Source organism: Streptomyces sp. 35G-GA-8 (genome assembly GCF_023534745.1).
Lineage (GTDB): Bacteria > Actinomycetota > Actinomycetes > Streptomycetales > Streptomycetaceae > Streptomyces.
This window is the reverse complement of sequence record NZ_JAMHJQ010000033.1, coordinates 13,897-27,817: the sequence shown is the minus strand read 5'-3', so window position 1 is coordinate 27,817 and position 13,921 is coordinate 13,897. Positions and strand designations below refer to the sequence as shown.

Annotated in this window: 5 protein-coding genes; all 5 read left to right on the top strand. The window is 71.5% G+C overall.

Annotated elements, in window-relative coordinates:
- Window positions 1–2,278: beta-ketoacyl reductase (locus tag M1203_RS37685; protein ID WP_249954381.1), on the top strand; the 2,278-nt coding region annotated here is incomplete at its 5' end.
- Between the two features lie 26 nt (window positions 2,279–2,304).
- Window positions 2,305–6,792 (top strand): beta-ketoacyl synthase N-terminal-like domain-containing protein, encoded by a 4,488-nt coding sequence (locus tag M1203_RS37680; RefSeq protein WP_249954380.1) that lies wholly within the window; start codon window positions 2,305–2,307, stop codon window positions 6,790–6,792.
- Between the two features lie 2 nt (window positions 6,793–6,794).
- Entirely contained in the window at window positions 6,795–8,672 is a 1,878-nt protein-coding gene (locus M1203_RS37675) for a type I polyketide synthase (RefSeq protein WP_249954382.1), read from the top strand.
- Window positions 8,665–9,786, top strand: coding sequence for a DNA alkylation repair protein (locus M1203_RS37670; RefSeq protein WP_249954379.1), 1,122 nt, complete (start codon window positions 8,665–8,667; stop codon window positions 9,784–9,786). Before M1203_RS37675 ends, M1203_RS37670 begins: the two co-directional genes overlap by 8 nt.
- A complete protein-coding gene (locus M1203_RS37665; protein ID WP_249954378.1) occupies window positions 9,783–13,868 on the top strand; it encodes a bifunctional SDR family oxidoreductase/pyridoxal phosphate-dependent aminotransferase family protein in 4,086 nt (1,361 codons plus the stop codon). Before M1203_RS37670 ends, M1203_RS37665 begins: the two co-directional genes overlap by 4 nt.
- The last annotated feature ends 53 nt before the right edge of the window (window positions 13,869–13,921 follow it).

Sequence of the window (13,921 nt, the reverse complement as noted above, 5' to 3'; positions counted from 1 at the left end):
GGTGAGTGCGTTCGGTATGGGTGGGGTGAACGCGCATGTGATCGTGGAGGAGCCGCCGGTGGTGCCGGTGCGGGAGGCACCGGCGCAGGACTCGTATGTCGTCCGGGTCAGTGCGGCGGATGAGACCGCGCTGCGAACCCTCGCCGACGCCTACGCCGACCGGTTCGAGACAGCGCGCGACGACTGGGAGACCGCCGACCTCTGTCACACCGCCAACACCGGCCGCTCTTCACTGGAGTTCCAGACCGCGGTGTACGGACATAACTCCGCCGACCTCGCCGCCGCGCTGCGCTCCGTCGCCGCCGGGGCGGTTCCGGTGGCTCGTGTCGACAGCGACCTGACCGCCGAAGAGGCGGCGGGCCGTGCCGGGTCGACCTTGGCGACGCCCCCAGGACCCGCCGATGTCGTGGAGTTGGTCAGAGTGGGGTACGCGCACATCGACTGGCCCTCGCTCTCCGCCAAGGGCGCCCGTGTCACGGACCTCCCCACCTATCCGTTCGCGCGGGGGTCGTACTGGCACACCACCGACCCCGCGGTCGTGCCGGGTCCGGCAGCGGCGGGCGGCGGGGCGGTACGCGTCGAATGGCGCGCCCGTGAACTGGCGCCCGCGCCCGTGGCCGACCCGGCAACGGTACGCCTGGTCGCCGTCGACGCCGAGATCGGGCGTGCGCTGACCAGGGCTCTCCGGGACCGGGGCGTGACCGTCGTCGAAGCCGGTCAGGAGGCGGACGCGACCATCGTGGTCGACGCCCCGGCCAGTCGGCGGAGCCAAGGCGGCCCGTCGGTCGAACTCAGTCGATTCTGGGCCGAGTTGGGCAGTCTGATGAAGATATCGCCCGCCCACGGGAAACTGCTCTGGGCCGGATTCCACGACGTGGCGGTGCGTCCCGGCGAGCGCCGTGACCTCGCCCCTGAGCGGGCCGCCATGGCCATGGCGGTACGGGCCGCCGGGGCCGAGAACCGAAGGCCCACCGCGGTCGTCCATCTGGATCCGGCCGACCCGGCCGAGGCGCACGCCCTCCACCTGGTGGCCGAGTACGCCGCCCTGAGCGCCGGCCCGGCGGCCGGGGCCGACGCCGGCACGGTGGTCGCCGCCTACCGGCGGGGCGTCAGATACACCCCGGAACCGGTGCCCTCGCCGGCCGGCCCACCGTACGCACTGCCGGCCTCCGGGTACTACCTGGTCACCGGAGGACTGGGCGCCGTAGGGCTGCGTCTGACCGAGCGGCTGATCGACCGGGGAGCCAGGCGCATCGGCATCATCGGCAGGTCGGTCGTCGACGCAGAGAGCTCCGCCCCCCTGCGGGAGCTGGCGAGGCGCGCCGAGGTCGAGTACCTGCCCTGCGATGTGTCCGACCCGGCGGCACTCGCCGCTGTGGCCGGGCAGTTCGCTCGGCGCTGGGGCCGGCTGGTCGGTGTCGTGCACTCCTCCGGCGGCGTCAATCCGTTCGGGGCGATGCACCGCCGGACATGGGGCGACGCCGAGAAGGTGGTCGCGCCCAAGGTCCCCGGCTCGCTCAACGTCGTACGGCTGGCCAAGGAACAGGGCGCCGACTTCACCGTCCTGGTGTCCTCGATCGCCGGTACACAGGCGCTGGCCGGCCGTGGCCTGGTCGACTACAGCCTCGCCAACGCCTACCAACTGGCCCTCGCCGAGCGGGAGAACGACGCCGTCACCACCGTCACCGCACACGCGTGGCCCAACTGGACGGGCATCGGCATGAAGGCGGACGCGTCGTTCTCCGCCGCGTACTCGGTCAGCGCCGAGCAGGCGACGGACGCCTTCTTCGACCATCTGCGGTCGGGTGGCGCCGTGATCTTCCCGGGAAGCGCCCCCGACACCCCGCAGGAGGCCGCGCCGTCCATCGAGCCGGTCGAAACCGTGCTGACGTTGGCGCGGGCCGAACCGCCCACACTCGCCGCAGCCCGCACCGGACAGGACATCGCGCGGATGCGCGCACGGGTCCGCGACGCCTTCGTCCAGGTGCTCGGGGAGGATCCGGGAGACCGTCCGCTCCCGAGCCTCGGGCTGGACTCCCTGGTGATCGCCGAGCTGACCACGGCCCTGGAACAGCGCAGTCATCTGACCGTCGACCCGTCGCTGCTGATGCGGGCGCGTACGGCCGACGAGATCGCGGCGGACCTCGCCGCCCATGAGGCGCCGGCCGCCCGCCGTCCATCCACCCCCGACCACGAGGACATGCCCACCTCCGCTCTGAGCGCCTTGCTGCGTCCGCTGCTCATGCACGACGCACAGCGAGGAGTGGGCCAGGCATGACCGGAGAGCCGAACGAAAGGACTGCTGTGAGCGAGCGCGACACCCGCATCGCCGTGATCGGCCTCGCGGTACGGCTCCCCGGCGCCGAGGACGTCGTCGATCTGACGGCCCTGCTGGGCCGCGACGGCATCGAGATCGGCGAGGTCCCGCCGAGCCGGTGGGCCCGCGAGCTGTACCGGGGCGACGGGCCCCACCAGGGCACGCACCACCGCGGCGGCTTCCTGGTGGACCCGTTCTCCTTCGACCACGAGGCGTTCGGTATGACCGCCGAGGACGCCGTGCTCCTCGACCCCCAGCAGCGAATGATGCTGGAGGTCGGCGCCCGGGCCCTGGAGGACTCCGGGTACCTGGGGGTGCGCCGTCGACTCGACGCGGGCGTGTTCATCGCCGCACGCATGAACGCCTACGGATTCGACCAGGGCCGAGGCACGGTTCCGCCCGGCCCGGCCGTCGGCCCCGTCGGCATACCCGGGCCGGCCGCCCTGTGGGGACGGTCGCAGAACTTCATGGCGGCCTGGCTGTCCGACCGCTTCGACCTCGGGGGCCCGAGCCTGGTGGTCGACACCGCCTGTTCGTCCTCGCTGTCGGCGGTCTGGCTCGCCTGCCAGAGCCTCGCCGCCGGGACCTCCGAGCTCGCCCTCGTCGGTGGAGTCGACCTGCTGATCGACCCGTTGACGTTCGTACTCCTCTCCCGCACCGGGGCGCTCTCCCCGGACGGGCTGTGCCAGACCTTCGACAGCAGGGCCAACGGCTATGTGCCCGGGGAGGGAGCCGCCGCCCTGGTACTGAAGCCGATGCCGGCGGCGCTGGCCGACGGCGATGTCGTCCTCGGAGCCATCAGCGGGGTCGCGGTCAACAACGACGGCCGCACCATGGGTGTCACCACACCGAACCTGGAAGCCCAGATCGACCTGTTGGACAAGGCGTACCGGACCATCGACCCGGCGACCGTCCAGTACGTCGAGGCACACGGCACCGGCACGGCCATCGGCGATCCGATCGAAGTGCGGGCGCTCACCGAGGTGTTCGCCAGGCACGGCGTCGCCCGCAACTCCGTCGCGCTCGGTTCGATCAAGCGCCGGATCGGCCATCTGCACTCCGCGTCGGGGCTCGCGGGACTCGCGAAGATCATCGTCGCGATGCGCGAGGGTGTCGTCCCGGCCGTGGCGGTGGAGTCGCCCAACCCACGCCTCAACCTCGCGGACAGCCCCTTCCATCTGCCCGACACACGTGTCCCCTGGCCGGACGCTCCGGTGCGCCGGGCCGCGGTGAGCGGATTCGGCTTCGGTGGCACCAACGCCCATGTGGTGGCCGAGGCCGCCCCTCGTACGGACAGGACCCGCGCCGGGTCGGCGGGTCCTGGCGGGCAGGCCGTGGCGGTCCATGTGCTGCCGCTGTCCGCCGACAGCCCGTACGCGCTGCGGGAACTGGTCGCACAGTGGCTGGAGTTCCTGCCGACCCTGACGGACGGGCCCGGCGAGCTCGGCGACGTATGCGCCACGGCCCGCCTGGCCCGGCCGCACCGTACCGTGCGGCTGGCCGTCGTCGGGGCGGACGCGGACCACCTGGCCACCGCTCTGCGTACCTGGCTCCTGCGGGCCGGGGCACCGGAGGCCCGTACCGCCAGCGGCCCCCGCACCGTCGTGTCCGTACGTCCCGAGGCGACCGCGACCCCGCCCGCCTGGCTGACTGTCCTGGACCGCTCCGCACCGGCCGTTCACGAGGTCATCGGCCTCTTCGAAGCCGCCACCGGAACCCAACTGGCGTCCTTTGGCGGCGAGTTGCTGCGGATCGCGTCCGGGGTCGCCCTCGCGATCGCGCTGCGCGACCTCGGACTGCCCGAAGGCGCCGTGGACCTGCCCCCGGGTTGGGAAGCGGTCGGGGACTTCGTACGAGGACGCGTACCGCTGGAGCGCGCGCTGGCCGATGTCCTGCGCCGTGACGACGAACTCGATCGCGACGCCCAGGGCCACGCCGCCGACATCAGCCACGCCGCCGCCGGCCATGACATCGGCGACATCGGGGCACGGCTGGCCGAGGCCCGCGACGAGCGGGAGGTCACCGCGGTGCTCGCCGGGATCGCCGCCGAGCTCTTCCAGGAGGGCCAGGAGATCGACTGGGCGGCGTTCCAGCAGGCCACGGGCGTGTCGTGGAGCAAGCGCCTGCTGCCCTCCGCCCAACCGCGCGGCCGTGCCCTGAACCTGGCCGAGCCCCTGCGCTCGGCCGAACCCGGGGCGCCCGCGGAACTGGTATCGGACGAGGGGGCGGCCGGATACACGTTCTCCCGTGTGTTCGGTCCTGCCGAGTCGCCCATCGCCCAGCACGCGGTGTACGGCACGCTCATGCTCCCGGGCGTGGCGTGGTTCGACTTCCTGCGCGAGGGTGCCGCGCTGCGCGGCGACCCCTTTCATGGCGCCCGGGACATCCTCTTCCACCGCCCGCTCATTCCGTCCGGGGCTCAGCGGGTCATCGGCCGGGTGGACGCGGAGAACCGGTTCAGGGTCGAGGACGCCGAGAACGGGGAACTCTTCGTCACCGGCCGGCTCGTCGACGGACGCCCGCCCGAGCCGCCGCTTCCGGTTCCCCTGGCCGACCTGTTGGCCGATTGCGCCGACTCCGCCGTGTACGCGGGCTCGGGCCTCTACCGGTGGCTGCGGCGGATCGGCTACCACCACGGCCGCTACTACCGGAACATCTCCTGGGTGGCGAGCCTGCCGGACGGTGGCACCCTCGCCCGGATCGAAGGCGCCCGGCAGCGGGAGCTGAACCCGCCCGATGTGCGGCTGTTCCCCGGGCTCCTGGACAGCGTGACGGTCGCGGCGATCGACCCGGCCAACCCGGTGTTCGGCGCGGCGGACGCGTCCGCGTTCATCCCGCTCTCGGTGGGCCGACTGGATGTTCTCGGGCCGCTGGACGACGCCGCCTATGTGCGGACGGAGATCGCCTTCTGGAACGACGAGGCCTGCCGGGTCACCCAGACAGTGACCGATGCGGCGGGGACGCCGCTGCTGGTCTTCGGCGACATGGCGTCCAAGCGGGTGCCCGTCCAGGCGTTCAGTGCGGGGGAGACGCCCGCGCCGGTGGTGCCGACCGCCCCGACCGCCTCAATCGTCCAGGTCGCGCCTGTCTCCCAGGTCTCCCAGGTCGGCCAGGTCGCGCCGCCCGTGCCCGTCGCGACGCCGCCGTCGGAGCCGGCTTCGCTCCCGCCGACGCCACCTCGTCCCGCGGCCCCGGCGGCCCCCGCCGCCTCGCGGTCCGCGCGTGCGCTCACCTGGTTCCTGGCGTTGACGGGCACCTCCGAGGAGCACACCGATACGGAGTTCCTGTCCGCCGGGTTCGACTCGGTGGGCCTGGTGACACTGAGCGAACGCATCTCCCAGGAGCACGGCCTTTCCCTCTACCCGACGGTCTTCTTCGAGTATCCGACCCCTCGGCAGTTCGCCGACTTCCTGGTGGACGAGGCACCGGAGCTCGTCGACACACTGGCGGCCCCGGCCGATCAGGTAGCAGAGGCCACCCCGACATCCGAAGTCGCCCCGGCCGCGGCGGCGGCGCCCGCACCGGTGGCGCGGACCACCGTCACGTCACGAAGACCCGAGGCCGAGCCCTCCGCCGGGCCCCCCGCTGCCGATCCGGCATCACGACCGCGCGACATCGCGGTCGTGGGCGCCGCCGTCAAACTGCCCACCGCGAGCAACCTGACCGCCTTCGCCGAACTGCTCGTCGAAGGCCGGGACACGGTCCGCCCCCTGCCCGAGGGGCGTTGGGACACGGCGGCCGGGCCGCTCCCGTGCGCTTCGTTCCTGGACAGCGTGGACGAGTTCGACCCGGCTCCCTTCCGGATCTCGGCCCGCGAAGCTCCCCTGATCGATCCGCAGGCGCGGATCGTGTACGAGACGATCTGGGAGGCACTGGAGGACGGCGGCCGGATCGGCGGCCGGGCCGACGGCGACAACACCGGTCTGTGGATCGCGTACAGCCACGACCACTACCACGAGGAGCGGGTGCGCCACGGCGTACCCGACGGGCGTGGCCTCGGACTTGAGGCGATGATCGCGAACAGGCTGTCGTACCTGATGGACTGGCACGGCCCGAGCGGACTGGTCAACACCCTCTGCTCGTCGTCCCTGGTCGCCATCCACTCGGCGCTCCAGCACCTGCGCACCGGTGATATCGACACGGCGGTCATCGGGGCCGTGCACGCCGGCATCAGCCCGGAGTACTTCCGGTCGATGGGGGATCTGAGGGCCCTCTCGCCCCGGCATCGCAGCCGTGCGTTCGACAACACCGCCGACGGCTTCGTCCCGGGAGAGGGAGCCGTGGCCGTGGTGTTGCGGCGGTACGACGACGCCCGACGGGACGGTGACCGGATCCGGGGTGTCATCAAGGGAGCCGCCGTCAACCATGGCGGACGCACCACCCGCTACTCCGCGCCCAGCCCGCGCGCCCAATCGGCTGTCATCACCGCCNCAGGGGGAGTGCGGTCAATCATGGTGGTCGTACGAGTGGGTTGACGGTGCCGAGCAGTGCGGCGCAGCGGGAGGTGATTTGTGCTGCGTTGGGGGATGCGGGGGTGTCGGTGGAGTCGATTGGTCTGGTGGAGGCTCATGGGACGGGGACGGGTCTGGGTGATCCGATTGAGGTGGAGGGTTTGACGCGTGCGTGGCGTGGGGTGACGGATCGGTCGCAGTTTTGTGCGTTGGGTTCGTTGAAGGGGAATGTGGGTCATTTGGAGCCTGCGGCGGGGTTGGCGGGGTTGGTGAAGGTGTTGTTGGCGTTGGAGTATGGGTTGGTTCCGCCGTCGTTGCATGTGGTGCGGCCGAATGATCATATTCGGTTTGAGGAGACGCCGTTTTTTCTGGCTGATCGTGTGGTGGAGTGGCCTCGGGGTGGGGTGCCTCGGCGTGCTGCGGTGAGTGCGTTCGGTATGGGTGGGGTGAACGCGCATGTGATCGTGGAGGAGCCGCCGGTGGTGCCGGTGCGGGAGGCACCGGCGCAGGACTCGTATGTGATGCGGGTAAGTGCCGCTGATGAGACCGCGCTGCGAACCCTCGCCGACGCTTACGCCGAGGCTCTGACCGACACGCCTGAGGAAGAGCTCGGGGATTTCGCCTTCACAGCGAACGTCGGCCGCGCCGCCCACCGTTCGCGCGCCGTCGTGCACGGTGGTGACGCTCGTGAACTGGCGGCCGGGCTGAGGGACATCGCCACAGGCCAGGTCTCCGGGTCCCGACGAGGCGCCGCTCCCGCGCCGACCGCGTTCATGTTCACGGGTCAGGGTTCGCAGTACGTGGGTATGGGGCGTGGGTTGTATGGGGTGGAGCCGGTGTTCCGGGCGGCGTTGGACGAGTGTGCGGAGTTGTTGGCGGGGCATGTGGATGTGCCGTTGCGGGATCTGCTGTTCGGTTCCGGTGAGGTGGAGGGGCGGCTGGACCGTACGTGCTATGCGCAGGCGGCCATTGTGAGTGTCCAGGTGGGTCTGGTGCGGTGGCTGGCGTCGGTGGGGGTGCGTCCGGATGCGGTGGTGGGTCACAGTCTGGGTGAGCTGACGGCCGCTTGGGCGGCCGGTGTGCTGGAACTGGGGGATCTGCTGGAGCTGACGGCGGTCCGTGGCCGGCTGATGGAGTCGGGGCCTGGCGGGGGTGCGATGGCGGTGGTTCACGCGGACGCCGAAACTGTTCTCGCGGCCATCGCCGCCCATCCCGGGGTGGAGGTAGCCGCGTTCAACGCGCCCCGCGCGGTGACGGTCACGGGTCCGGCGGAGGCGGTGGGGCGGTTCTGCCGGGAGTCGGGGGCGGGGGCCCGGACGCGGACTCTGGTGGTCAGCCACGCGTTCCATTCGGCCGCGATGGAAGGTGCCGTCGCGCCATTTGCCGAGGCGGTGGCCGGCACGACACTTTCGCCTCCGGTGATTCCGTTCGCGTCGACCGTGACCGGCGACTGGCATACCGCCGGAACGGCCGCCGACCCGGGTTACTGGGGCCGGGCCATTCGCGAGCCGGTGCGCTTCACCCAGGCCGTCACCGCCCTGAGCGAGACCGGCGCGGGATCGGTGTGGGAGATCGGTTCGCATCCCCAACTGACGCCGCTCGCCCGGGCGTCGTGGGGCCGGACACCGCCGGTGTGGCTCAGCACATTGCGGCGGGACCGTGTCGATCAGGTCGAGTTGCACGCGGCGGTCGCCGCGTATGTCAACCGGACCTCCGCCGATCTGGACTGGACCGAACTGCACCGGGGCACGGGCCGGCGCATCACGACCATTCCCACCTACGCCTTCAACCGGCAGCGGTTCTGGATCTCCTCCAGCCCGCGCGAGACCACGTCGAACCAGATGAACCAGATGAACCAGATGAACCAGATGAACGAGATGAAGAGGCACCAGAACCATGGCTAGCGACTACGCGCTCAAGCGACACTTCAACGGCGACGCGGCACGCCTGATCGGCGACAGGATCCGAGCCGTCCACCCCGAGTTCGACGTGGAGGGCTATGCGACCGAGGTCGAGTCACGCATTCCCGGCAAAGAACTGAAGGATCGCGTTCTCGTCCTGACCGAGGGCCTGCGCACTCGCCTGCCCGCCGACTACACCCACGCCGTACCGATCCTCCTCACCATCCTCGGCGACGAACTCGCCGAAGGCGAGGGCATGTTCAACTCCAGCTGGTTCCTCATGCCGGTCGCGCGATTCGTCGAGGAGTACGGTCTCGACCACCCCGACCTGTCGCTGGACGCCATCGAGGAGATCACCAAGCGGCACACGGGCGAGTACGCGATCCGGCCCTACCTTGAACACCACTACGCGCCGACGATGGACCGCGTCGCCCTGTGGGCAGGGAGCCCGAGCCACAATGTGCGGCGCCTGGCGAGCGAGGGAGTCCGCTCCCGGCTGCCCTGGGCCCGAACCCTGACCGTGTTCGTCAAGGACCCCCGGCCGGTCCTGGAGATCCTCGAACCACTGCGCAGCGACCCCTCGGAGTACGTGCGCAAATCCGTCGCCAACAATCTCAACGACATTTCCAAGGACGCCCCCGATATCGCGCTCGCGACCGCGCTGCGGTGGCTGGAGGAGAGCCCCACGCCTGAGACCAACTGGATCGTCAAGCACGGACTGCGCACCTTGGTGAAGAAGGGCGATCAGCAGGCCCTCGCTCTTCTCGGGGCCACGGGCGGCGAGCATGTCCGCGTACCCCGGCTGAGCATCACCCCCCGGTCGGTGACCATCGGGGACACCCTCGTCATCACCTTCGACATCGAGAACACCGACGAGCGGGCGCACAACATCGCGATCGACTACGTGGTGCACCATGTGCGCAAGAACGGGCGCAGCATCCCGAAGGTCTTCAAGCTCACCACCCTCGAACTCGGCCCCGGAGAGCGGCGGTCCCTGGAGAAGTCCCACGCGATCAAGGAGGTGCAGACCCGCCGGTACTACGCGGGTGAGCACGCCGTCGACATTCAGGTGAACGGCCTCGTCCGGGCCACCGAGCGATTCGACCTGCGCACATGAGCGGCGTCAGATCGGTCCTCAGAGCTGCCGATCCGCTGGTCTCCCACCACCGGATCGGCGGCATCCCGGTCTTGCCCGCCGCCGCGCAGATCGACGCCATGCTGTCCGCCTGCGACGCCCACCGCCCCGACTGCTGGTGGACCGTGGAGCAGGTCGCCTTCCGGGTGCCGCTGCTGGTGGTGGGGGACGAGGCGGAGTTGGAGGTCGACACGGCCGAGGACGGCGGCTGCGCGGTCCGCTCCGTACGGCCCGAAGATGGCGTACCGGTCGTGCACAGCACCGCCCGGGTCTCCGGCAGCCCGTTGCCGCCGCCCCGCTATGTCGATGTGGCCGCGCTGCGGGCCGGCTGCGCGGAGCAGGTGCCGCTGTCGGATGTGGCCGCGTGGCGCGAGGCGAGCGGGATCGCGTACGGGCCGGCGTACCAGGTGATCCGGTCGGCGCACCGGGGCTCGGGGCGGATGCTGCTGATGCTCCGGGCCGGGGATGACACGAACGCGACGTCGGCCCCTCCCTTCGTACCGCCGGCACTGCTCGACAGCGTCTTCCAGGCGCTCGGGTTGCTCGACGGGGGTGCTGCCGGGGCGTGTCTGCCCTGGTACGTCGGCCGGGTGGTGGCACGCCGCAGGATCTCCGGCACGGTGATCGCCCTGGTCGAGCGGGACGAGCCGGGCGGGGCAGGGGGCAGGGGTGGTGCCGTACGGGGACGGGCCACGCTCTGCAATCAGCAGGGGGAGGTCCTGCTGGAACTGGACCGCGTCACCCTCAAGGCCGCCAAGCCCGTGGTGTCGGCGGTGTCCGAGGCGCCTGCGGTGCCCGCGGTGTCCGCGGTTTCGGAGGCACCCGCCGCGTCCGCCGCACCCGCCGCGTCCACCGCCATGGTCGCTCCGACGCGTACACCCGCCGACTCCGAACAGCGGCCTCCTGCGGTCCCGTTGATCGAGACCGTCGTCTGGCGGAAGGCCGACATCGCTCCCGTACACCCGGCGGCGCCCGAAGGGCCCGTGCTGATCGTGTCCACGCACGACCTCCGCCCACCGGCGGGCCGGCACGGCGTACATGTGACGCCGTCGGAGCTCTCCGACGGGGGCCTCGACACGCTGCCCGCCGACGCCGCTTTCCGGGACGTCGTGTACGTGGCGCCGCGCGGGCCGAGCGGTGAGGCGCGGGTGACGGAGGCCCTTCAGGAGGTCTTCGCGCTGGTGCGCCGGCTCGCGGCGCGCCCGCCGATGCCCGACCTGATGATCGTCACCTCGTCCGCGCACCAGGTGGCGGCGGAGGATGTCGTCGACCCGTTCATGACCGCCCTGTGGGGCCTCGGCCGCACGCTGCGCGTCGAGCATCCCCGCACCAGGGTCCGCCTGGTCGATCTCGGCCCCGACAGCGCTGCCGGGGCCGAGGACGGTGACGCGGCTGTCCTCTGGGACGCGCTCGGCCAGGATCGGCCGGAACTCGCCCGGCGCGACGACGCCTGGTACGAGCCCTCCGTACGCCCGCAGCACACGAGCACCACCGACCCGGCGCGCTACGACGGTGGCCGCTTCCTGATCACCGGCGGCATGGGCGGTATCGGCCTGTGCGTCGCGGAGTTCCTCGCGGACGCGGGCTGCGCCCGGCTGACCCTGGTTGGGCGAACCGTGCCGAAGCGGGGAGAGGCCCGGGAACGCCTCGATCGGCTCGGGGCCCGCTGCGACCTGACCGTGGTGGCGGCGGACGTCCGCTCACTTCGCGAGGAGTTGGCCGGCGCCGGGCGCTACGACGGGGTGTTCCACGCCGCCGGAGTCCTGCGCGACGGACTGGCGCGGGGCCTGACGCCGGAGCAGGTGGACACCGTCCTCGGGCCCAAGATCGGCGGCGTACACGCGCTCACCGACCTGCTGGCCGGGCACGAACAGCCCGGTTTCGTCGCCCTGTTCTCCTCGGTCGCGGCCGTACGGGCGAACCTCGGCCAGAGCGCCTATGCCGCGGCCAACGCCTACCTGGAGGGCTACGCCGCACGCCAACGCGCCGAAGGCCGCGCCTGGTACAGCCTCGGCTGGGGCCTGTGGACCGTCGGGATGGGCGAGTCCATCGCCCCGAAGGCCGCCGCGCACGGCATCCCGGCCCTCACCCAGGACGACGGCATCGACCTGCTCCGCACGGCCCTGGGCCGACCACCCGCGCATTACGTCCTGTCCGCCGCCGCTGAAGCGAAGGATGCACCCATGACTGCTGTCGCACCGGAATCCGGACTGTGGCCGTCGCTCACCCACGCGCTCACGAAGGTCCTGCATCTCGACGGCGTGTCCGCCGAGGACGATCTGCTGGAGCTGGGCCTCGACTCGATGATGGCGGTCGAGCTGGCGGCTGCGCTGAGCGGCGACGGGCTCGACATCGACCCCATGGTGTTCTTCGAGCGCACCGATGTCGGCGCGCTGCTGGCCCATCTCGAATCACTGCCGCGCACCGCACCGGCCACTACCCCCGCTGCCGCACCTGCCCCGCCGCCCGCACCTGCCCTGTCGCCCGCACCTGCCCCGGCGTCCGTCTCCGCGCCGGCACCCGTCCCCGCTCCGCCGACGCCCGCGGCACCCCCGGCGCGAGCGTCGCACATCTCCCCGGTGGCCCCGGGCACCGCCGACTCCTTCGTCCCCGACTGGGACCGCTTCAGGGACGCGGCGCCCGCCGCGGCGGCTCCGCCGGTGTCACCGCCCCGTGCCCCGGCCGGGGTCGCGACCCGGGCCTACGACCCCACCGCGACCCGTACCCCATTGCCGACTCCGACTCCGACTCCGACTCCGAGCCCATTCCCGCCCCCGACCCTGTTGCCGTCCCCGGCCCCCGCGCCCGCCGCCCCGGCGGCCGACCGCGTACCACGGCGAACCCTGCCGGGCCGGCTGGCGGACGCCCCTCACGGCAGGTTCCTCGACCGGCGCATCGACGCCCTGTCGACGGAGGACCGCCTGATCGTCGCCAAGGACGAGTACTTCTACGAGCCCGTCATCGAGGAGGCCACGGGGCCCCGGATCAAGTTCGACGGCCGCTGGTTCCTCAACTTCGCCTCCTACAGCTACCTCGGACTCATCGGGCACGACTACATCGACGACCAGGTCCTGCGCGCTGTGGAGCGGCACGGGACCGGCGCGCACGGGGTACGGCTGCTGGCGGGCACTCTGCATCTGCACCGGGAGCTGGAGCTGGCGCTCGCCCGCTTCCTGGGCACCGAGGACGCCATCGTCTTCTCCAGCGGCTACATGGCGAACGTGGCGACGGTCGGCGCTCTCGTCGGCCCCGGCGACGTCGTCATCGGCGATGTCTACAACCACGCCAGCATCCTGGACGGGTACCGGCTGTCCGGCGCGTCGGTCATCACCTACGCCCACAACGACCTCGCCGACCTGGAACGCGCCCTGCGCAAGGCGGGTGACGCGGGCCGCCTGGTGGTCACCGACGCCGTCTTCAGCATGGACGGTGACGTGGCCGAGCTGCCCGGCATCGTGGAGCTGTGCGAACGGTACGACGCTCCGCTGATGGTCGACGAGGCACACAGCCTGGGCGTACTCGGTGCCACGGGCCGCGGCATCACCGAGCACTTCGGCATCGATCCGGCACGGGTCGACGTCAAGATGGGCACGCTCTCCAAGACGGTGCCGAGCGCGGGTGGTTATGTCGCAGGGTCCAGCGATCTGATCTTCGCGCTGAAGAACAACGCGCGGGGCTGGATGTTCTCCGCGGCCGCGACACCCGCCCAGGTGGCGGCGGCCAAGGCGGCGATCGAGGTGATGGCGGCCGTCCCGTCCCTCACCCGGGACCTGCGGACGAGGACGACCCGGTACCGCGAGCGGCTGCGCGCCCTTGGCTTCGACACGCTGGCCAGTGAGACACCGGTGGTGCCCATCATCTGCACCAGTGCCGAGCAGGCGGGGGCGATGGCCCGGCAGTGCCAGCAGGACGGACTCTTCGTGCAGCCGATCGTCTACCCGGCCGTGCCACGGACGCTGCCCCGGCTGCGGACCATCGTCAACCTCAGCCACTCAGAAGCCGATCTGGACGCGGCCGTCGTGACGTTGGAGAAAGCCGGCCGCGCCTGCGGCCTGATCCGCTGAACACCGAACCGATGAACACCGATCCGACGGAGCGATCGACAGGAACGCGGCGG